Source organism: Pseudomonas sp. P7548 (assembly GCF_013386585.1).
Taxonomy (GTDB): Bacteria; Pseudomonadota; Gammaproteobacteria; order Pseudomonadales; family Pseudomonadaceae; genus Aquipseudomonas.
Window position 1 is genome coordinate 1 of sequence record NZ_JACARO010000075.1, and the last position, 19,931, is coordinate 19,931.

At 63.1% G+C, this 19,931-nt stretch carries 19 protein-coding genes; 12 read left to right on the forward strand and 7 right to left on the reverse strand.

The genetic code is table 11. The features are described 5' to 3' along the window. Positions 1–169 precede the first annotated feature (169 nt). Positions 170–1,021 (reverse strand): LysR substrate-binding domain-containing protein, encoded by an 852-nt coding sequence (locus HX803_RS25555; protein ID WP_025858264.1) that lies wholly within the window; start codon positions 1,019–1,021, stop codon positions 170–172. Positions 1,022–1,264: 243 nt separating this feature from the next. Between HX803_RS25555 and HX803_RS25560 the strand changes: the two genes are divergently transcribed. The 10 genes from HX803_RS25560 (at position 1,265) to metC (ending at position 11,907) form a co-directional block, all read left to right on the forward strand. Further along, positions 1,265–2,086: a transporter substrate-binding domain-containing protein gene (locus HX803_RS25560; RefSeq protein WP_178924505.1), complete on the forward strand. Its 822-nt coding sequence runs from the start codon at positions 1,265–1,267 to the stop codon at positions 2,084–2,086. 2 nt (positions 2,087–2,088) lie between these two features. Next, positions 2,089–2,895, forward strand: a complete 807-nt coding sequence (locus tag HX803_RS25565; RefSeq protein ID WP_178924507.1) for a transporter substrate-binding domain-containing protein — start codon at positions 2,089–2,091, stop codon at positions 2,893–2,895. Further along, positions 2,888–4,309 carry an FAD-binding oxidoreductase gene (locus HX803_RS25570; protein WP_178924509.1) on the forward strand — a complete coding sequence of 474 codons (1,422 nt, stop codon included), beginning with the start codon at positions 2,888–2,890 and terminating at the stop codon, positions 4,307–4,309. Before HX803_RS25565 ends, HX803_RS25570 begins: the two co-directional genes overlap by 8 nt. Continuing rightward, the gene (locus HX803_RS25575) at positions 4,306–5,508 is read left to right on the forward strand and encodes an aminotransferase class I/II-fold pyridoxal phosphate-dependent enzyme (protein ID WP_178924511.1); all 1,203 of its coding nucleotides are present in this window, start codon (positions 4,306–4,308) and stop codon (positions 5,506–5,508) included. Before HX803_RS25570 ends, HX803_RS25575 begins: the two co-directional genes overlap by 4 nt. Then, a complete protein-coding gene (locus HX803_RS25580) occupies positions 5,505–6,230 on the forward strand; it encodes an amino acid ABC transporter permease (protein WP_178924513.1) in 726 nt (241 codons plus the stop codon). The genes HX803_RS25575 and HX803_RS25580 overlap by 4 nt, the downstream gene beginning before the upstream one ends. Further along, positions 6,220–6,903, forward strand: a complete 684-nt coding sequence (locus tag HX803_RS25585; protein WP_178924515.1) for an amino acid ABC transporter permease — start codon at positions 6,220–6,222, stop codon at positions 6,901–6,903. The genes HX803_RS25580 and HX803_RS25585 overlap by 11 nt, the downstream gene beginning before the upstream one ends. Next, positions 6,890–7,714: an amino acid ABC transporter ATP-binding protein gene (locus tag HX803_RS25590; RefSeq protein ID WP_178924517.1), complete on the forward strand. Its 825-nt coding sequence runs from the start codon at positions 6,890–6,892 to the stop codon at positions 7,712–7,714. Before HX803_RS25585 ends, HX803_RS25590 begins: the two co-directional genes overlap by 14 nt. A gap of 16 nt (positions 7,715–7,730) precedes the next feature. Then, positions 7,731–8,324 (forward strand): cysteine dioxygenase, encoded by a 594-nt coding sequence (locus HX803_RS25595; RefSeq protein ID WP_178924519.1) that lies wholly within the window; start codon positions 7,731–7,733, stop codon positions 8,322–8,324. Between the two features lie 214 nt (positions 8,325–8,538). After that, positions 8,539–9,186: a glutathione S-transferase N-terminal domain-containing protein gene (locus HX803_RS25600; RefSeq protein WP_178924521.1), complete on the forward strand. Its 648-nt coding sequence runs from the start codon at positions 8,539–8,541 to the stop codon at positions 9,184–9,186. A 27-nt stretch (positions 9,187–9,213) separates the two neighbouring features. Continuing rightward, positions 9,214–11,907: a cystathionine beta-lyase gene (metC, locus tag HX803_RS25605; RefSeq protein WP_178924523.1), complete on the forward strand. Its 2,694-nt coding sequence runs from the start codon at positions 9,214–9,216 to the stop codon at positions 11,905–11,907. 42 nt (positions 11,908–11,949) lie between these two features. Here the strand turns inward: metC and HX803_RS25610 are convergent, their stop codons facing one another. The 6 genes from HX803_RS25610 to HX803_RS25635 form a co-directional block, all read right to left on the reverse strand. Then, positions 11,950–13,026 carry a nucleoside hydrolase gene (locus tag HX803_RS25610; RefSeq protein ID WP_178924525.1) on the reverse strand — a complete coding sequence of 359 codons (1,077 nt, stop codon included), beginning with the start codon at positions 13,024–13,026 and terminating at the stop codon, positions 11,950–11,952. A gap of 27 nt (positions 13,027–13,053) precedes the next feature. After that, positions 13,054–14,364, reverse strand: a complete 1,311-nt coding sequence (locus HX803_RS25615) for an MFS transporter (protein ID WP_178924527.1) — start codon at positions 14,362–14,364, stop codon at positions 13,054–13,056. A 227-nt stretch (positions 14,365–14,591) separates the two neighbouring features. Further along, positions 14,592–15,224 (reverse strand): N-carbamoylsarcosine amidohydrolase, encoded by a 633-nt coding sequence (locus tag HX803_RS25620; RefSeq protein WP_178924528.1) that lies wholly within the window; start codon positions 15,222–15,224, stop codon positions 14,592–14,594. Between the two features lie 11 nt (positions 15,225–15,235). Then, positions 15,236–15,988 (reverse strand): Asp/Glu racemase, encoded by a 753-nt coding sequence (locus tag HX803_RS25625; protein WP_122307871.1) that lies wholly within the window; start codon positions 15,986–15,988, stop codon positions 15,236–15,238. 11 nt (positions 15,989–15,999) lie between these two features. After that, positions 16,000–16,803 carry an alpha/beta fold hydrolase gene (locus tag HX803_RS25630; protein ID WP_178924530.1) on the reverse strand — a complete coding sequence of 268 codons (804 nt, stop codon included), beginning with the start codon at positions 16,801–16,803 and terminating at the stop codon, positions 16,000–16,002. Continuing rightward, positions 16,800–17,933, reverse strand: a complete 1,134-nt coding sequence (locus HX803_RS25635; RefSeq protein ID WP_176998131.1) for an FAD-dependent monooxygenase — start codon at positions 17,931–17,933, stop codon at positions 16,800–16,802. Before HX803_RS25635 ends, HX803_RS25630 begins: the two co-directional genes overlap by 4 nt. Before the next feature lie 307 nt (positions 17,934–18,240). On the opposite strand from HX803_RS25635, the gene HX803_RS25640 reads away from it, so the two are divergent. Next, entirely contained in the window at positions 18,241–19,293 is a 1,053-nt protein-coding gene (locus tag HX803_RS25640) for a 2,5-dihydroxypyridine 5,6-dioxygenase (protein ID WP_178924532.1), read from the forward strand. A gap of 161 nt (positions 19,294–19,454) precedes the next feature. Further along, positions 19,455–19,889 carry a MarR family winged helix-turn-helix transcriptional regulator gene (locus HX803_RS25645; RefSeq protein ID WP_178924534.1) on the forward strand — a complete coding sequence of 145 codons (435 nt, stop codon included), beginning with the start codon at positions 19,455–19,457 and terminating at the stop codon, positions 19,887–19,889. The last annotated feature ends 42 nt before the right edge of the window (positions 19,890–19,931 follow it).

Sequence of the window (19,931 nt, forward strand, 5' to 3'; positions counted from 1 at the left end):
GGCGGTGGCCCCCCAAATCACTGTCGGATTACGGGCACACCGAGCCTAGGCGAGGTGCCGAGTGTTGGGGCAAGAGCCCTTTGGTTACTTTGGGGCTCTTTTCCAAAGTGACCCGCCGTAAGGGCGGAACCATAAGTAGCCGTTACCGAAGAAACGGATATACCCCCAATCACAACCCCTGACTCCCCCGAATCAAATCATAAGCCTTACGCGCAATCGGATTCGCCGTATTCGGCCGAATCCAAAGGTAATACGTGACCTCCGGCAACCGCGGCAACCCATCCGTCTCCCCCAACACCCGCATATCCGGCCCCAGCATCTCCATACTCCGCGGCGTCACCCCCAACCCCGCCCGAGTCGCCGCTTTAATCCCAATCAAATTCGACGCCAGATAGGCCTGGCGCCACGGGATATTCGCCCGCTCCAGCGCCTCCAACGCATACCGCCGATAAATACTCGGCTCATCCACCAGAATCAGCGGCAACGGTTCACTCGGCTGGTGAATGTACTGCGCCGAACAAATCCACCACACCGGCGAGGTCCTCAACGCAAACCCCTCAAGGTTTGGATCCGAGCGCGTAGAAATCACCATGTCCACCTTGCCCCGGTGCAAGTCATCCATCAAAAACGGACTGCGCCCCACATCAATCTCCAGCCGCAAGCGCGGTGCCGAGCGGGCGATGTGGCTGAGGATCGGCGGCAAAATCGTGTCGGCAATGTCATGGGGCGAACCAATACGCAGCACCCCACTCAAGCTGCTCTCACGCAACGAATTCAACGCGTCGTCATTGAGCGACAACATCTGCCGCGCATGCCGCAACAGCTGCAAACCCGGTTCGGTCAGTTGTTTCTGCCGGCCGCGTTTTTCAAACAGGCTCACGCCCACTTGCTGTTCCAGGCGTTGCATGTGCTGGGTCACGGAGGACTGGGTGCGCGCCAAGTGCGTGCCGGCTTCGGCGAAGCTGTGGTGGTCGACCACGGCGATAAAGGTGCGCAGGAGTTCGAGATCGAGGGTCGACATGGCCATTTCCAGAGGCGTTTTTATATCAAGGGCGTGAAGTTAAACATTACAGATTTTAATGTGTTGTTGAAGCGGTTTTTTATAGCGTCCAATAAAACATGGGTTATGCCTGAATACGAGGTTGCCCATACACGGCAAGTTATAACGATATGAGATATTTGCATTTCCGTTGCCCCCGCACTCTCCCTAGCATGCCCCTCCATCAGGTCGGGGTACGCCGATCATTAGCCTGGGGGAAGTCCAATGATGTTCAAGAAATGGTTGCCGAGGGTCCTGGGCACGGCAGTGGCCTTGGGGGCGAGTGTGGCGGCGCAGGCCGATGCGACCCTGGACAAGATCGAGCAACGCCATGTGTTGGTGGTTGGCGTGCTGCTGTCTGGTGGCCCGTTCGGCAGCATCGACCCGAGCACCCAGCAACCCAAGGGCTTGAACGTCGACCTGGCCAATGAATTGGGGCGTCAGCTCAAGGCGCAGGTGCAACTGGTGCCGGTACTGCCGGCCAACCGCGTGCAGTTCCTGCAACAGGGCAAGGTCGACCTGCTGATCGCCAACATGGAATGGACCGCCGAGCGCGGTGAAATTCTCGGCTTTGTGCCCACGCCGTTCTACCGCATCGGGGGCACCGCCGCGGTGCTCAAGGACAGCAAGATCACTCGCTGGGAAGACCTCAAGGACCAGCCGGTGTGCACGTCCCAGGGCAGCAGCTACGTGAAGCCGTTGACCGAATTCGGCGCCCAGATCAAAGCCTTCAAGAGTTCGTCCGAATCGCTGTTGGCCCTGCGTGGCAACAACTGCGTGGCCGCCGTGCATGACTCCACCCTGGTCAACCCGCTGATCAACGACAGCCCGGAATGGAAGGACTACCGCGCCATCAGCCCGGAGCTGAACCCGGCGCCGTCGGTGATCTGGACCCGTCGCGGGGAGAGCGACACCCAGGCCAGGCTCGACCCGATCGTCAAGGAACTGCACCGCAGCGGCTGGCTGATCGAAGCCCAGACCCGTAACCGCATCAGCCCCGCGTCGCCGGCGCTGGTGGAATTGCAAAAACAGTTCAAGGGCGCCTGAACATGCACTTCAAAACCTTCGCCGCACTCGGCCTGGCCTTGTGCGCCGGCTTCGCCCACGCCGATGCCACCCTCGACAAGATTCAGCAGCGCCACGCCATCAGCGTGGGCGTGATCCTCAGCGGCCCGCCGTTTGGCACCCTCGACCCCAAGACCGGTGAACACCTGGGCTACAACGTGGAGTTGGCCAAGGGTATCGGCCAGGCGCTGGGCGTCGAGACCAAGACGGTGTCCGTGCTGGCGCCCAACCGCGTGCAGTTCCTGCAGCAGGGCAAGGTCGACATCCTGATCGCCAACATGCAGTTCACCGAAGAGCGCGCCGAGATCCTCGACTACGTGCCCACGCCCTATGAAGAAGTCGGCGGCGCGGCGTTGATTCGCAAAGGCGCCGGGATCACGCAGTGGGCCGACCTCAAGGACAAGCCGGTGTGCGTGTCCCAGGGCAGCAACTTCATTAAGCCGCTGCAAGAGACCTACGGCGCGCAGATCAAGGCGTTCCGCAGCCAGTCCGAATCGCTGCTGTCGTTGCGCGGCAACGGGTGCGTGGCGGCGGTGCACGTCAGCCCGACCCTGCATGCGTTGCTCAGTGATGCCGAATGGTCCGGTTATGAGATCCCGCTGCCGGGGGACCTGATTCCGTCCAAATCGGTGATCTGGATTCGCAAGGGCGAACACGACACCCAGGCCAAGCTCGATGCCATCGTGCGTGACTGGCACAAGAGCGGTTTCCTGATCGCCCTGGGCGAGCGTACCGGCATGGCACCGTCCCAGGCCCTGCGTGATTTGCACGAGCAGTACAGCCATGAGTGACGCGTTGTTCGCCACCTTGCAACACCTGCTCGGCGCGGCCCATGTGCAAACCTCTGAAGAGGCCGCGCATTACCTCACCGACAAGCAAGGCCGCTACACCGGCCAGGTGATCGCGGCGGTGCATCCGGCCAACACCGAAGAAGTCGCGGCGGTGGTGCGCGCCTGCGTGGCGTTGAAAGCGCCCATCGTGGTGCAGGGCGGCAATACCGGGCTGATGGCCGGCGCCACGCCGGATGCCAGCGGGCGTTCGGTCTTGTTGTTGCTCGACCGCATGAACCGCGTGCGCAACATCGACACCGACAACGACACCCTGACCGTGGAGGCCGGCTGCATCCTGCAAAACGTCCAGCAGGTGGCCCGTGATGCCGATCGCCTGTTCCCGCTGAGCCTGGGCGCCGAGGGCAGTTGCACCCTGGGCGGCAACCTTGGCACCAACGCGGGTGGCACCGGCGTGCTGCGCTATGGCAACACCCGCGAGTTGACCCTGGGCCTGGAAGTGGTGACCGCCGAAGGCGAGATCTGGCACGGCCTGCGTGGCTTGCGCAAGGACAACACCGGTTACGACCTGCGTGACCTGTACATCGGCAGCGAAGGCACCCTGGGCATTATCACGGCGGCCACCCTCAAGCTGTTCCCGCTGCCCAAGGCCCAGGCCACGGCGTTTCTGGCCTTTGATGAGCTGGCCCAGGCCGTGGCGTTCCTGTCCCATGCCCGGGCGGGGTTTGGCGCGAGCCTCACGGCGTTCGAATTGCTCACGGCAGACTGCCTGGCGTTGCTGCGCGAGCAGTTCCCCGACGGCCCGCAACCGTTCAAAAACGCCGGCCAACCCTGGTTCGCCTTGATCGAACTCTCGGATAACCACGGCGAAAGTCAGGCACGGGAAGCCTTCGAGCGGGTGCTGGGCGATGCCTTCGAAAACAACCTGTTGAGCGACGCACTGATCGCCGAAAGCCTCGCCCAGAGCGAAGCCCTGTGGCTGTTGCGTGAGAACATGAGCGAGGCGCAGAAGCGCGCCGGGCGCAATATGAAGCACGACATCTCGGTGCCGATTTCACAGGTGGTGGCGTTCGTCGCGCATACCGACGCGTTGCTGCAGCAACATTTTCCCGGTGTGCGCAACTTCACGTTCGGCCATTTGGGCGACGGCAACCTGCACTACAACGTGGCCCATCCGCTGGATTCGACGGTGGAGGCGCACATGGCTCACTACGCCGAGCTGAGCGCCCTGGTGCACGACAGCGCCCATGCCCATGGTGGTTCGATCAGCGCCGAGCACGGCATCGGCCAGCGCAAGGTCGGCATGCTCAGCCGTTATAAAAGCCCGGTGGAGCTGGATCTGATGCGTCGCATCAAACAGGCCCTCGACCCGCACAACCTGCTCAATCCCGGCAAAGTCCTTGAGGTGCAGCCATGACCGTACGCCTGTCCCGGCGCGTGCAGCGGGTGTCGCTGTCGGCCAACGCGGCCGCCAAGTCCCGTGCCACCGAATTGCGTGAGGCCGGGCGCGATATCCTCGACCTCACCACCGGCGAGCCGGATTTCGATACGCCGCAGCACATCAAACAGGCCGCCTATGCGGCCATCGCGGCGGGCGCGACCAAATACACGCCCACGCCGGGCGTCAAGGCGTTGCGCCTGGCGGTGCAGCGCAAGCTGGCGCAGGAAAACCACCTGGACTATCCGCTGTCGTCCATCGTGATCGCCAACGGCGCCAAACAGATCATCTTCAATGCGTTTGCCGCCACTCTGGATGACGGCGATGAAGTGCTGGTGCCCACCCCGTACTGGCCGTCGTTCCCTGACAGCGTGCGCTTCAACGGCGGCGAGCCGGTGTTCATCGAATGCGGGCTGGAGCAGGGCTGCAAATTGCGGCCGGCCCAGTTGGAACAGCACATCACCGGGCGCACGCGCTGGCTGATCCTCAACGGCCCCGGCAACCCCAGCGGCGCGGTGTACAGCGAAGCCGAGTTGCGCGAGTTGGCGCAGGTACTGCGTCGCCATCCCCAGGTGCTGGTCCTGCTGGATGAGCTGTACGAGCACATTCGCTTTGACGGGCATCCACCCCAAAGCCTGTTGAACGTGGCGCCGGACCTGCTGCCGCGCAGCTTGTTGGTGGGCGGTGTGTCCAAGACCTATGCCATGACCGGCTGGCGCATTGGCTTCGGTGCCGGGCCCAAGCACCTCACCGACGCGATGGCCGTGGTGCAATCCCAATCCACCTCCGGGGCTTCATCGGTGGGGCAGGCGGCGGCGTTGGCGGCCTACAACGGTGGGCTGGGTTTCCTCGCTGAGCAAGTTGCGGCTTACCAGTTGCGCCGTGACATCTTGGTCAACACCCTTGAAACCGTCGAAGGTCTGGAGGTGCTGGAACCCCAGGGCGGCTTCTTTGTGTTCGTGCGCTGCGCCGGGCTGCTGGGGCGCCATCGTCCCGACGGGGTGCGCATCGACAGCGATGAGGATGTCGTGGCCTGGCTGCTGGAAGAGGGCGTGGCCGGTGTGGCGGGCAGTGCCTACGGCCTGTCGCCGTGGTTTCGCCTGTCCATTGCCACCGCGACCGACAGCGTGGCCGAAGCCGGGCGGCGCATCGCCGCTGCCTGCGGGAAATTGCAATGATGGAGGCGTTCGTCCACTGGGCTGCAAGCATTGGTCTGAACTACAACTTCCTGCTCGACGTCTACCAGCGCGGTACGCTGGTACAGGGCGCGTGGACCACCGGCTTGCTCTGTGTGTTCACCATCATCGGCAGCCTGCTGGCGGGCACCGGCCTGGCAGCGATGCTGACGTCGGGCAACCCGTGGCTGGCCAAGCCTGCGCGGGTGTTCGTGGAGGTGACGCGCAATACGCCGACCCTGGTGCAGCTGTACTGCGCGTTCCTGGTGTTGAACATGCTGTTGACCCAGGCCGTCGGCGCCGCCAACCCACTCACGCCGTTCGCCTGGGTGGTCATCGTGATCTCGCTGCACAAGGGCGCGTTCCATGCCGAAGCCTTGCGCGCCGGTATTGAAGCGGTGCCCGCCGTAACCCTGGAGGCCGCCAGTTCCCTGGCCTTCAGCAACCGCCAGTTGCTATGGAACGTGCAGTTACCGCTGGCCCTGCGTTTTGCCTTGCCGTCGCTGATCAACAACCTGATCGACCTGGTGAAGATGACCGCCGTGGCCTCGGCGATTGCGGTGGGCGACATCACCTACGCGGCGATCATGATCTGGACCCAGAGTGACAACGTGCTGGAGCTGATGATTCTGATCCTGAGCTTTTTCGGCTTGCTGAGTTTTACCGTCAATTGTGTGGGGCGCTGGCTGGAAGCGCGCCTGAGGATGCCCGGCTATGGCCATTGATTCATTCCCGGTGCTGTCGGCATTGCTGCAATGGTCGCCGGCACTGGTGGCCGGTTTTGGCCAGAACATCTTGATCAGCGTGGTGGCGATCGGGCTGGGCTCGGTGCTCGGCCTGTTGATCGGCGCGCTGGCCTTGTCGCCGTTGGGCGGTGTTGCGCGGTTGTGGGTGCAGGTGTTTCGCAATGCGCCCTGGCTGGTGCTGATCTACTTCACCACTTACGTGTTCCCGTTCGAGATCCACATTGGCAGCAGCTATGTGTCGTTCCCCGATTGGGTCAAGGTCACCCTCGGCCTGGCCTTGCCGGCGAGCGCCAACGTGGCGGAGATCTTTCGCGGCGCCATCGGCTCGATCCCCAGCACCCAGTGGGAGGCTGCGCGTTCACTGGCGTTCACCCGGGGCCAGCTGTTCCGTTCGATCATCCTGCCGCAGTGCTTCAAGCGCATGTTGCCGCCGTGGATGAACCTGTATGCGGTGGTGACCATGGGCACCGCGCTGGCTTCGCTGGTGGGCGTGCATGACGTGATCGACACCGCGCAGATCGCCAGCAACACGGTGAACATGACCGGTTTCACCGTGGTGATCTACCTGAGCCTGCTGGTGCTGTTCTTTGCCTACTGCTACCCGATTTCCCGCCTGACCCAACACCTGGAGCGCCGTTATGCCTTCTATTGAACCCTTGGTGAGCCTGCGGGATGTGCACCTGTCGTTCGGCGCCAACCCGGTGCTCAAGGGCATCGACCTGGACGTGCAGCGCGGCCAGGCGGTGTCGATCATCGGCCCGTCGGGCTCGGGCAAATCCACGATCCTGCGTTGCATCACCGGGTTGTTGCAGCCCCAGCGCGGCAGCATTCGCGTGGGTCAGACCCAGGTCGACACCCTGGCCCAGGAAGCCCAGCGCATCGAGTTGCGCAAGCGCGTGGGCTTTGTGTTCCAGCAGTACAACCTGTTCCCGCACCTGTCGGTGCTGGAAAACCTGGTGATCGCCCCGCGCAAGGTACTGGGGTGCAGCCGTGCCGATGCCGAGAAAGACGCACGGGCGTTGCTCGCCAAAGTGCGCATGGAACACAAGGCCGACGCCTACCCGGGCCAGCTCTCCGGCGGTCAGCAACAGCGCGTGGCGATTGCCCGTGCCCTGGCGATGCGCCCGGAGCTGATCCTGTTCGACGAAGTGACCTCTGCCCTGGACCCGGAAACCGTCGGCGAAGTGCTGACCGTCATCCGCGAACTGACTGAAGAGGGCATGACCTGCGTGCTGGTCACCCATGAAATGCGCTTCGCCGAAGAGATCAGCGACGTGGTGTATTTCACCGAAAACGGCGTGATCGTCGAGCATGGCAGCGCGCAGCAGATCTTCCAGCACCCGGCCAGCGAACGCACCCAGACGTTCCTGCGCCATGCCCTGGGCGATTCGGGGCGCCGTGGCCCCATCGCCCACGACCCGTACCTGTTGACCAATTTGAGCCGATACAGCCTGTCTGTCTGATAAGAGGAAATGCGTGATGAGTACCGAAAACCGTGCCGACGTGATCGAAGCGTTCTTGCAGCAGATCCGCGTGATCAATCAGCGCGGCGTAGACCGTGCGGCCCTGGTGGAAATCGTCAGTCTGCTGGAAGCCCTGGCCGAACGCCGTGACCTGTTCAACTTCGACGAATTCCCCGCGCCGGTGCCGGGGCAGGGCAGCACGGCCTTTCGCTATCGCCTGAATGACGACGGCGACACGCCGACCCTGTACCTCAACTCGTTGCTGCCGGGCAAAAGCACGATCCCGCACAACCACGAGACCTGGGCGATCATCAGTGCCATCGAAGGCCAGGAGATCAACTACGTCTACACCCGCAGTGACGAAGGTCGCGAGCCTGGTTTCACCACCCTGAGCCTGGAGAAGGAAGTGATCGTGCAGCCCGGTACGTCGATCTCGTTCCTCGGTGAAGACCTGCACGGCATCAAGGTGGAAGGCGAGCAGGCGACCCTGCATTTCCACTTGTACGGCTTGCCGCTGGAATCGCTGAACGGCCGGTATGGCGTGGAAGCGGACGGACGCATCCTCAACTACAACGCCTCGCAAATGGCGCCGTCCATCAAAGCCTATTGATAAGCATGCCACCCATTAACGGTGGGAGCACTTTCTGTGGCGAGGGAGCTTGCTCCGGCTGGGGCGCGTAGCGGCCCTGAACCCTGCGATTGATTTTCAACTGGAAACACGCGGTGCCTGTGTTGGGGCTGCTGCGCAGCCCAGCGGGAGCAAGCTCCCTCGCCACAAAAGCCCGTTTCCACAGCATGATCGGCGTTCGTCCGAGGGAGTTTTTATGATTGATCTGTATTACTGGCCCACGGGAAACGGCTTGAAAGTCGGCATCCTGCTGGAAGAGCTGGGTGTCGAGTACCGACTGGTGCCGGTGAACATCCGTGAAGGCCAGCAGAAGCACGCGGACTTCCAGCGCATCAGTGCCAACGGGCGCATCCCGGCGATTGTCGACCATCGCCCCGAGGGGCCGCTGAGCCTGTTCGAATCCGGCGCGATCCTCAATTACCTGGCTGACAGCGCCGGGCAGTTCTTGCCTGCGGCCGGCACTGCCGAGCGGCAGAAGGTGCAGGAGTGGCTGTTCTGGCAGGTGGGGCACATCACCCCCTACCTGAGCCAGTTGCAGCTGTTCAAGGAGAAGGCGCCGGAGCCGATTCCGTTCGCCCTCGACCTGCTCAATGCCGAAGCCACCCGCTTGTACCGTGTGCTGGAGCAGCGCCTGGGCGAAGTGCCCTACGTGGCGGGTGAGTATTCGGTGGCTGACATGGCGATCTTCCCGTGGATCCAGCCGCTGCGCCAAGGCCAGGACCTGGCGAGCTACCCGCACATCCAGGCCTGGCGTGAGCGCATCAAGGTGCGGCCGGCGGTGCAGCGCGCCTATGCCAAGGGCCGCGACGTGGCGGCGGGCGAGCGCTCGTTGGCGTTGCAGTAACTCATTTCATACTTTGTTGGGACTTCCATGAGCCAGACCATCACCCCGAGTCAACTGCAGCAATGGCTGTTCGACGGGCAGGAAATCGCCGTATTCGACGTGCGCGAACACGGGCAGTACGGCGAAGCCCATCTGTTCCACGGGGTGAACCTGCCCTATAGCCGCCTGGAACTGGAAGTGCGCCGTTTGGCGCCGAACCCCCAGGTGCGCCTGGTGATCTACGATCAGGACCAGGGCGAAGTGGCCACACGTACCGCACAGCGCCTGCACGCCTTGGGCTACCGCCGGGTGCATGTACTGGAGGGTGGCGCAGACGGTTGGCAGGCGGCGGGTTTGCAGCTGTTTGCGGGCGTGCATGTGCCGTCCAAGGCGTTTGGCGAGTTGGTGGAAGAGGCCAGCCACACGCCCCACGTCACGGCGCGGCAACTGGCCGAGTGGCAGGCCCGTGGTGAGCCGTTGGTGGTGCTGGACGGGCGGCCGTTCGATGAATACCGCAAGATGACCATCCCCGGCTCCATCTGCTGCCCGAACGGTGAGCTGGGCTACCGCGTGCACGACTTGGTGCCGGACGACAGCACACCCATCGTGGTCAATTGCGCCGGGCGCACCCGCAGCATCATCGGCGCGCAGACGCTGATCAACCTGGGCGTGAAGAACCCGGTCTACGCCTTGGAAAACGGCACCCAGGGCTGGTACCTGGAAGATTTCCAGCTGGAGCACGGCAGCACCCGACGCTACGCCGACGCGGTCAGCAGCGATCTGGCTGCACAGCGCCACGCCGCGCAGCAGTTGGCACAGCGGGCGGGGGTGGTGAGCGTGTCAGCGGAGCAGGTGCGGCAATGGGCCGATGACGCGGGGCGCAGCCTGTTCCTGTGTGACGTGCGCACCGCCGAGGAGTTTGCCGCAGGCACCTTGCCCGGTGCACAACACACGCCGGGCGGGCAGTTGGTCCAGTCCACCGACCTGTACATCGGCGTGCGCCAGGCCCGGGTGGTGCTGTTCGACAGCGATGGTATTCGCGCGTCGATCGTGGCCAGTTGGTTGCGTCAGTTGGGGCATGAGGCGTATGTGCTGAGCGGCGGGATCGACAGTGGCCTGGCCTTGCCGGTGCAGGCGCCGGTGGCTTACGAACCTTTGCCGCTGATCAGCGCACAAGGTTTTGAGCTGAGTGAAGTCAACCTGATCGACCTGCGCCCGAGCATGGTGTACCGCAAGGGGCATATCCCAGGCTCGCGCTGGTCGATCCGCTCACTGCTCAACGCCGACCAGCGCCCTTTGGTGCTGGTGGCTGATGATCCGGCGCTGGCAGCGTTTGCAGCCCTTGGCTTGGACGCAAAACTGCTCGACGGTGGTTTTGCCGCCTGGGCTGCCGCCGGCCTGCCGGTGAGTGAAGACCCGCAGAGCCCACCGGACGCGCAGTGCATCGACTTCCTGTTTTTCACCCACGACCGCCACAGCGGCAACAAGGACGCCGCGCGCCAGTACCTGGCCTGGGAAATCGGTTTGCTGGCACAGATGAGTCCGGCGGAAATCGCCAGCCTCAAGCCGCTGGTGCCGACGTCCCGTGTGCGTACCCGGTTGATCCACGCCGCCCGCACGGAAAAAGGCCAGGGTGGCCGTGCGGTCAACGTGCCGGTCACGCGTATCAGCACGGTGCTGTTCGACAACTTCGCCCAGATGCGCGATGCCCGCGCCCGCCGCGACAGTGAACGCGTACTGACCTACGGTGCTCGGGGCAACCCCACCTCCCATGCCCTGGAAGACCTGGTCACCGAGTTGGAGGGTGGCTATCGCACGCGTCTCTATGGCACCGGCCTGGCTGCGGCAGCCCAGGTATTCCTGGCTTATCTGCGCCCAGGCGATCACGTGTTGATCACCGACGCGGTGTACTCCCCGGTGCGCAAGCTGGCCCGGGAGTTCCTGCAGCCGTTTGGCATTGAAGTCAGTTATTTTGCGCCGGACGGCAAGGGGCTCGAAGCGCAACTGCAAGCCAACACGAGGCTGGTCTACGCCGAAGTGCCGGGCTCATTGCTCTATGAGCTGTGTGATCTGCCGGCCATTGCGGCCTTGTGCAAACCGCGCAATATCCTGCTGGCCGTCGACAACACCTGGGGTTCGGGCTACCTGTATCGCCCGCTGGCGCTGGGCGCGGACATCTCGATCATGGCCCTCACCAAATACCTCGGCGGCCACAGCGATGTGATGATGGGCAGCGTGTGCACCAGCGCAGCGGCCTGGCCGGCGTTGGGCCGGATGAGTGACACCTTTGGCAACGCGGTGAGTGCCGACGATGCTTACCTGGTGTTGCGGGGCGCGCGCACCTTGGCGTCACGCCTGGACGTGCATGAGCGCGGCGCGGTGGAGATCGCCCAGTGGCTGCAGGCGCAACCGCAGGTCAAGCGAGTGTTCCATCCGGCGTTGCCGGAGCACCCAGGGCATGCGTTGTGGCGACGGGATTTCACCGGCAGCAATGGGTTGTTGTCGTTTGAGCTGGCCAATGCAGACGCGGCGTACGTCGAGCGGTTGATCGACGGCTTGCAGCTGTTCGGGTTGGGCGCATCATGGGGCGGCTATGAAAGCCTGGTCACCGTGGCCGATACCCAGGACCGCGACAGTGCAGCCGATCGCGGGCTGAACCCGGTGGTGCGCCTGCACATCGGCCTGGAGGACGTGGCGGCATTGATCGAGGATTTGCAGCGCGGGTTTGCGGCGGCAGGCTGAAAAAAAGATCGCTCCCACGCCCGGTGGGAGCGATCAGGCCGGTCAGTGTTTGACCGGTGTTGGCAGCGTCACGAGGTTGACGTAGCCATCCCAGAATTGCTTTTGGTCTACGCCGAACACCACTTTGGCTTTTTGCGTGCCCACCGGCGCGCCTTTCTTGTAGCCCAGTGCGCGGCCGTAGTCAGCGCCGAAGGTGGCGTCCACGTCTACCCACAGGTCGCGGGATTCGGTGACGATCTGCGGGTTGACCAAATACAGCGCGGGCAAGCTGTCCCAGGTGAAACTGTGGTAGCCCGGGTCTTTGTCGAACAGTGGCCCGAACTCATGCTTGTACAGGTCGGCAATCGCGCCTTTCTTGGCGATCACGCGCTGGTACACCGCCTTGTCGAAGGTGACTTTCTCGCACACGTCGTTGGGGAAAATCACGTGTTCGATCGGTGAGCGCAACACGATCTTCGCGGCCTCCGGGTCAAACCACCAGTTGAACTCCGCCGCTGGCGTGGTGTTGCCCGGGATCTCCAGCGCGCCGCCCATGTACACGATGCGTTTGATCAGCGGCACGATGTCCGGCGCCGAGCGTATGGCCAGGGCGATGTTGGTCAGCGGGCCGACCGCGAGGATCGTCACCTGGTGCGGGTTGGCCCGCACGCTCTGCACGATGAACTGCGCGGCGGTTTCACTGCGCAGTTGGGTGTGGGTGGCCAGGCCGTCCGGTGGCGCGATCAACTGCGACGGTGAGGTAGGGCGAGGGTTCTTGAACGCCCCCGGCCAGCCCGCGCCGAACAGAGTTTTTTCTGCCTCGTAGGTGGCGTAGTCATGCAGCAGCGGGTAGGCGGCGCCGGAATAGACGCCCACCTCTTTTTCCACGCCCATGCGTTCCACGGCCTTGAGGGCGTCAACCTGCTCCTGGTCGACCCAGGCATTGCCGCTGACCAGGGTCATGCCCAACAACTCGATGCGTTTTTGCGCATGCAGCTGGGCGAGCATGATGAAGGCCTGGCCGTCATCGTTGAGCACGTTGAAGTCGGTGTCGAAGATGACCTTTTCAGCAGCTTGCGCGGTACCGGCACATAAACCGACCGCAACGAGCAGCGCACAGCGTTTCAGGAAGCCTTGCATGGTGATTCATCCGAAAAATTATTGTTGTCAACGGTTCACCAGTTTCGCCGGCAAGGCGATGACCAGGAAGCTGCTGAGGATCAGGCAGCCCGCGAAAAACCACAAGGCACCTGCGCTGCTGCCTGTGACGTCGATCGCAACGCCCATCAACGAGTTGCTCACCAAGCCGGCAATGTTCGCCACCGAACAGGCCAGGGCAAAGCCCGTGGCAGCCGCGGTGCCTTTGAGAAAGGTGGCCGGCAGGCTGAAAAACACGGGCACCGCGCCGATGATCGCGGCCGAGGCGATGGCGAACAGCGCGACGGTGGCCGCCACGTTATGGGTAAAGAAGGTGCTGGTGGCCATGGCCGCCGCGCCGATGAAGAACGGCACGATGATGTGCCAGCGGCGTTCGCGGTGTTTGTCCGAGCTGGCGCCGATCAGCAGCATACCCAGCAAGGCCGCGATGCTCGGCAGCGCGGTGAGCACGCCGATATGGAAGGTGTCGGTCACGCCGGCATTGCGGATGAAAGTCGGCATCCAGAAACCCATGGCGTAGGCGCTGAGCAGGATCGAGAAGTCGATCCCGCCGAGCATCCACACCTTGAGGTTGAAGAAGCCGTCGCGAAAACTGTGCTTGCTGCCGGTGGCGTCGGCCTCGTCCTTGCGCAGTTCGCTTTCCAGCAGGGCTTTTTCTTCATCCGACAGCCATTTGGCCTGCTGGTAGGTGTTGGGCAGGGCCCAGAACGTCAGCACGCCGAGCAACACGCTGGGCACAGCCTCGATCAGGAACAACCACTGCCAGCCGCGCAGGCCGCCCATCTGGTCGAAGTGGCCCATGATCCAGCCGGACAGCGGGCCGCCGATCACGCTGGACAGCGGCAGGCCGATCATGAACAGCGCGATGATGCGCCCGCGCCGGTGGGTGGGGAACCAGGTGGTCAGGTAATACAGCACGCCCGGCAGGAAACCCGCTTCGGCGGCGCCAAGCAAAAAGCGCAGGATGTAGAACTGGGTGGTGGAGGTGACCAGCATGGTGCAGGCCGACAGCAGGCCCCAGGTGATCATGATGCGCGCGATCCAGATCTTCGCGCCCACCCGCTCCAGCACCAGGTTGCTTGGCACTTCAAAGATGATGTAGCCCACGAAGAACAGCCCGGCGCCGAGGCCGAACGCGGTTTCGCTGAAGTGCAGTTGGTCGAGCATCTGCAGCTTGGCGAAGCCGATGTTGATACGGTCCAGGTAGGCCGCGAGGTAACAGAAACACAGGAACGGAATCAGCTTCCAGGTGATCTTGTGGTAGAGCGTGGTGACGGGGTCGGCGACGGTGGTCGCGGGCGCTGCATTCGCAATGGGCATTGGGGTGTCTCCTGGCGGTGACTTATGGTTTTTATACGGCCGCTTTGTTCCAGCACTTCGGAGTGCTGTAGAAGCGACTTCCAAAGGCAGTGTCAGAAGACTGAGGGGGTCCTGCTGGAGGTGATCCGGTGTGGGAGCGAGCAAGCCCGCTCCCACATTAGATTGCATTCCAATGGGCCCTCAGTTTTTTCAGGACCACGCTCTATGGCGCAGTTCCTAATAGCGTCTTATTGCTCCCTGAACTTACTCATCGCCTCCTGCTTGCTCACCACGTCGCCATACTTGCTGTCGATATCGAACAGGTTGGCTTCATGGGGGGCCGGGTGTCGATCGCCGACGCACTCGCGCACGACGATGGTGCGAAACCCGTGTTGCACGGCATCCACCGCCGTGGCGCGGATGCAGCCGCTGGTGGAGCAGCCGGCCAGCACCACGGTGTCGATGCCTTGGGCGTGCAGCATCGGGGCCAGGCTGCTGCCAAAAAACGCGCTGGCATACTGCTTGGTGATCACCACTTCATCGGCCTGGGGCAACACCTCGCTGCAAAACGCGGCGAGCGGGTTGCCTTCGACCATGTCTTTCATGACCGGGGCCTTCTTGACCCAGATCCCGCCATCGACGAAATGGCCGGGATGGTAGCGGATATTGGTGTGCACCACCGCAATCCCATGTTTACGCGCGGTGGCCAACAGCTCCACGCTTTCGGCCACGGCACTGACCACGCCTGGCGCAAACAGCGGTGCGCCTTCGGTGGTGTAGCCCTGCATGAAGTCGATCATCAGCAGCGCGGCCTTTTTGCCAAAGCCGATGCGATTACCCCATACGCCCTGGTAGTTGGCGTCGGCGGATTGTTCGTTCATCACAAAGCCCCTCAGTAAGCGCCGGAGAGCAGTGCGCCGGCGCCGGGCACGATGGGCTCCAGGTCCAGGGCCTTGAGCATGGCGTAGGTAGTGGCGATGGCAGCGGTCAGCACCGGTTTGCCGGTTTGCGCCTCGACCTTGGCCACCACCGGCAGCGATTGCATCTGCACGCAGGCAGACAGCACGATCACGTCAACGCCTTCCAGGTTCATGCCAGCGACGATGGCCGGCAGGTTGGCCGGGTCGTGGCGGGCCACTTCGAGGTTGTCGGGGATCTCCAGCGCGCGCCAGTCCACCACCTCAAAGCCTTCTTCGCGGATGTAGTTCACCACCAGCTCGGTGAGCGGCTTCATGTACGGCGCAACGATGGCGATGCGCTTGGCGCCCATCACCTTGAGGCCTTCAATCAACGCACCGGCACTGGTGATCACCGGGGCGTTGGCGTCGTTGTCGGCGGTGGCCTTGCGCAGGCGTTGCTCGGAGTTACGGTGATAACCCAGGCCCATGGCCATGATTGCCACCAGGCAGGCGTAGCCCAGCACGTCGACCTTGGCGTCAGACAGCTCGACGGCGCAACGGTCGGACTCGCCGTCCATCGCCGCCAGCTCTTCCTTGCGCACTTGCTTCATGCGCATGCGGCTGGAGTGAAAGGTAAAGCGCTCCGGGCGGATGGCCTGGCGTGCGGTGAGCATCGCCGGGATCTCGGTTTCCATGGTGGTGTTGGAGCTCGGCACGATCTGGCCGATGCGGTAAGGCTTGAGCATGATGGTTTCCCTTATTGTTCGGTGGGTAGGAAGTCGCCCAGGGCGTCGAAGAAGCCTTGGAGGTCGTCCCACGGAATCATGTGCCCGGCGTTGGCCACGCGAACCACGTGGATCGCCGGTTGCAGGTCCTGAATCTCGGCGACGTCTTCATCGAGGATCACGCCGCCACGCCCGGCCACCATCAACAGGGCAGGGGCCTTGAGGTGGGGCAGGTCTTGATGGAAGTCGACGTCGTGAAAATCATTGAAGGCGCGCACGATGGCCGGCTCGAAGCAGGTGTGCAGCCATTCGGCGCGCAATTGCAGTTGTTCCTCGGTCCAGGTGGCGCAGAAGGCGCGCATGGCCTCCGCATCCATGCCGACCAGCGACTGGCGGATGGAGTCGACGTACCACGGCAACTTGCTTGGGTATTCACGGCGGCCGGGACCGGACACCGGTGGGTCGATCAGCACCACGCGGTTCACGCCTTGGGGGTGCTTGACCGCACTGCGCACGGCAAAGCGCGCGCCCATGGAGTGGCCGACCAGATGGTAGTTGTCCAGGTTGAGCGCTTGGGCAAACGCGCCGATATCGTCGGCACAGGTCTCAGCGCTGTAATCCAGCTCGGGGCCGGTGGACGACAGGCCGCGCCCACGCACGTCGAGCACGTAGGTGTCGTAGTGCGCGCCGAGGCGCTCGGCCACAAAACCCCAGGTGATCGCCGGGCTGGTGATGCCCGGGATCAGGATCAGCGCCGGGCCCTTGCCGCCGTAACGCAGGTAGTGCTGGCGGATGCCATTGGCCTGGACGTTGCCGCCGTAGAGGAAGGTGCTCACGCGGCCACCCCCGATTTCAGCTCCTGGGCGTACAGGTCATAGCCGTAGACCCAGGCCGGGTCTTCTTGCGTGCGCAGCCAGGTGTTGGCGTTGGACACGGCCTGCACGCGGGATGCACGTTCCTTGCGGTTGGCTTCGTAGAGCTGGAATGCGGTGCGGTAGTCGCTGATGCCGGTTTCCTGCAGGCAGCGAGTGAGCATGGCAGCGTCTTCGATGGCCATGCCGGCGCCCTGGGCCATGTGCGGTTTCATCGGGTGGCAGGCGTCGCCCAGCAGCACCAGGCGACCACGGCTCCACAGCGGCAATGGGTTGCGGTTGCGCAGCGGCCATTTGGTCACGCTTTCGGTGGATTCGATCAGCGCCTGCACGGTGGGGTGGTAGCCCTTGAAGGCGTCGAACATCTCTTCGCGGCTGCTGTCGACGAAGGCGCCCTGGAAGTCCCATTCGGCGTGGGGCACGCCGGTCACGTAGTAGTACTCGTCGCGCTTGCCGGTGGTGTAGTAGACCATCATGTGGCGGTCTTCGGTCCACCACTTGATGCAGTCTTCGAACTTGAGGTCGTACTTGGCCAACTGGTCGCCACGGATCAGCGCCCGGTGCGCGACCCAGCCGCTGTACAGCGGTTTTTCCACGCCCAGCAGTTCTTCGCGGATCTTGGAGTTGATGCCGTCGGCGCCGATCACGATGTCGGCGTAGGTCACCTCGCCATCGGCGAAGGTCAGGCGCACCTGGGTGTCGGTTTCTTCGAGGGTTTCCAGGCGCTTGTTGAAGTGCAGGGTGCCCGGCTTGAGGGTGGACATCTGCAGGGCATGCAGGTCACCGCGGTGCACGGTGATGTAGGACGCACCGTAGCCGGTGAGGGGGATGCGTGACAGGTAATCACCGCTTTCGCCGCAACGGCTGAACCAGTGCTCGGGGTGCGAGCCCATCAGGTCCAGCTGCTTTTCGATGCCCATGCGGCGGAAGATTTTCATGATGTTAGGACCCATGTGGATCCCCGCACCCAGCCGGGAGAATTCTGGCGCCTGCTCGTAGATGTCCACATCGAAGCCAGCTTGCTGCAACAGGGTGGCGGCTGCGGCACCGCCAAGGCCGGCGCCGACGATGGCGATTTTCTGTGTGCTTCCCATGGGGCGTGATCCTCTCTCTTTTTGATTTTTGGCGGCGTCTGTCCGCAAGGTTTTTAAAGTGTATACGCTCATTTTTTGAAATGGGAAGCCCGCGTCTGAAAATTTATTTTTTGGCCATATTTATCCTGTGTAACGGGTTGTAGCCATTAAATAGTGGGTTTGTGTGGATTGGTAACGTTTTGGCGCGGCGCTTGCAGTCAGCCTGCAATTCAGGTCTTATCGTCAGTAATTGGCGTGTACGCTATAAAAGTGCACTAGAGTGAAGCGCGGTGCTTGAACTTGGTGCAGCCCCACAGGAGACAGGAAAATGCCGGTAAGCGATTGCGAACTGACCCAGATGTTCGAGCATGTGTTGAAGCTGTCGAAGGTCGACCCGACCCAGAGCGTCGCCGTGCTCAAGAGCCATTACTCCGACCCGCGCACCGTGCGTGCCGCCATGGACGCCGCCCAGCGGCTGGGGGCCAAGGTGTATGCGGTGGAGCTGCCGTCGTTCAATCATCCCAAGGCGATGGGCAATGACATGACCGCTTACTGCGGCGACACCGCGCTCACCGGCAACCTCGCCGCCCAACGTGCTCTGGAGGCGGCGGATCTGATCGTCGACACCATGATGTTGCTGCACTCGCCGGAGCAGGAGCAGATCCTCAAGACCGGCACGCGCATCCTGCTGGCCGTGGAGCCCCCGGAAGTGCTGGCGCGCATGCTGCCCACCGAGGAAGACAAGGTGCGCGTTCTGGCGGCGGAGCAGTTGCTGAAAAAGGCCCGCTCGATCCACGTCAAATCCCGCGCCGGCAGTGATTTCCGCGCCGCCCTGGGGCAATACCCGTCGGTAACTGAGTACGGCTTTGCCGATGAGCCGGGGCGCTGGGACCACTGGCCCAGCGGCTTCCTGTTCTCGTGGCCCAACGAAGAAACCGCCGAGGGCGTGCTGGTGCTGGATATCGGCGACATCCTGCTGCCGTTCAAGACCTACACCCGCGAGAAGATCACCCTGGAGATCGAGAAGGGCTTTATCACCAGGATCCACGGCGGCTTCGAGGCTGAGTACCTGCGCGACTACATGAAGTACTTCAACGACCCCGAGGTGTACGGCATCTCCCATATTGGCTGGGGCCTGCAGCCACGGGCGCAGTGGACGGCCATGGGCCTGCACGACAAGAACGACGGCATGTGCATGGACGCGCGGGCGTTCTATGGCAACTTCCTGTTCTCCACCGGGCCGAACACTGAAGTCGGCGGCACACGCAAGACGCCGTGCCATATGGACATTCCGCTGCGTCATTGCGATGTGTATCTGGACGACGAGGCCGTGGTAATCGCCGGTGACGTCGTCGCCCCCGCAGCCTCCCTGGCTCGCTAAACATCCCCCCTGCTTCTGTGGCGAGGGAGCTTGCTCCCGCTGGGGCGCGAAGCGNNGCTGCGCAGCCCAGCGGGAGCAAGCTCCCTCGCCACAGTAAAAGCGTTCTGGCAGGTGTATGAGGTAATATGCCTCCCCATCGCCCGCTACCTTCCGAGCCCGCCGTGCCTGATTCCTACATCTTTTCCGAGCAAGTTGGCCACCTGCTGCGCAAGGCCTACCAGCGCCACCTGGCGATTTTCCAGCAGAATGTCGGTGACTCCCAGCTCACCGCCGTGCAGTTCGTCACCCTGTGTGCCCTGCGCGATCACGGTGCAAGTTCGCTGACCGAGCTGGTCAAGGCCACCGCCGTCGACCAGGCGACCATTCGCGGCATCGTCGAGCGGCTCAAGGCCAAGGAACTGATTACCCTGGAGCCTGACCCCCAGGACAAGCGCAAGGTGGTGGTGGACTTGTCGGCGTCCGGCGCCGAACTGGTGGGCCAGACCGCGCCGCGTGCCGCGCAGATCAGCGAACTGACCCTGAGTAACCTCAACCCCGCCGAACGGGTGGCGATGCTGTTCCTGCTGCGCAAAATGATCGACGACCCGCAGGAATAAGCCGGTACTGGCACCGTTTTTGCTCTGAGTTGATGTAGTAGC

Excerpts from the sequence above, each read along its gene's own strand:
- HX803_RS25555 (WP_025858264.1), bottom strand. The coding sequence starts at position 1,021 with ATGTCGACCCTCGATCTCGAACTCCTGCGCACCTTTATCGCCGTGGTC.
- HX803_RS25560 (WP_178924505.1), top strand. The coding sequence starts at position 1,265 with ATGATGTTCAAGAAATGGTTGCCGAGGGTCCTGGGCACGGCAGTGGCC.
- HX803_RS25565 (WP_178924507.1), top strand. The coding sequence starts at position 2,089 with ATGCACTTCAAAACCTTCGCCGCACTCGGCCTGGCCTTGTGCGCCGGC.
- HX803_RS25570 (WP_178924509.1), top strand. The coding sequence starts at position 2,888 with ATGAGTGACGCGTTGTTCGCCACCTTGCAACACCTGCTCGGCGCGGCC.
- HX803_RS25575 (WP_178924511.1), top strand. The coding sequence starts at position 4,306 with ATGACCGTACGCCTGTCCCGGCGCGTGCAGCGGGTGTCGCTGTCGGCC.
- HX803_RS25580 (WP_178924513.1), top strand. The coding sequence starts at position 5,505 with ATGATGGAGGCGTTCGTCCACTGGGCTGCAAGCATTGGTCTGAACTAC.
- HX803_RS25585 (WP_178924515.1), top strand. The coding sequence starts at position 6,220 with ATGGCCATTGATTCATTCCCGGTGCTGTCGGCATTGCTGCAATGGTCG.
- HX803_RS25590 (WP_178924517.1), top strand. The coding sequence starts at position 6,890 with ATGCCTTCTATTGAACCCTTGGTGAGCCTGCGGGATGTGCACCTGTCG.
- HX803_RS25595 (WP_178924519.1), top strand. The coding sequence starts at position 7,731 with ATGAGTACCGAAAACCGTGCCGACGTGATCGAAGCGTTCTTGCAGCAG.
- HX803_RS25600 (WP_178924521.1), top strand. The coding sequence starts at position 8,539 with ATGATTGATCTGTATTACTGGCCCACGGGAAACGGCTTGAAAGTCGGC.
- metC (WP_178924523.1), top strand. The coding sequence starts at position 9,214 with ATGAGCCAGACCATCACCCCGAGTCAACTGCAGCAATGGCTGTTCGAC.
- HX803_RS25610 (WP_178924525.1), bottom strand. The coding sequence starts at position 13,026 with ATGCAAGGCTTCCTGAAACGCTGTGCGCTGCTCGTTGCGGTCGGTTTA.
- HX803_RS25615 (WP_178924527.1), bottom strand. The coding sequence starts at position 14,364 with ATGCCCATTGCGAATGCAGCGCCCGCGACCACCGTCGCCGACCCCGTC.
- HX803_RS25620 (WP_178924528.1), bottom strand. The coding sequence starts at position 15,224 with ATGAACGAACAATCCGCCGACGCCAACTACCAGGGCGTATGGGGTAAT.
- HX803_RS25625 (WP_122307871.1), bottom strand. The coding sequence starts at position 15,988 with ATGCTCAAGCCTTACCGCATCGGCCAGATCGTGCCGAGCTCCAACACC.
- HX803_RS25635 (WP_176998131.1), bottom strand. The coding sequence starts at position 17,933 with ATGGGAAGCACACAGAAAATCGCCATCGTCGGCGCCGGCCTTGGCGGT.
- HX803_RS25640 (WP_178924532.1), top strand. The coding sequence starts at position 18,241 with ATGCCGGTAAGCGATTGCGAACTGACCCAGATGTTCGAGCATGTGTTG.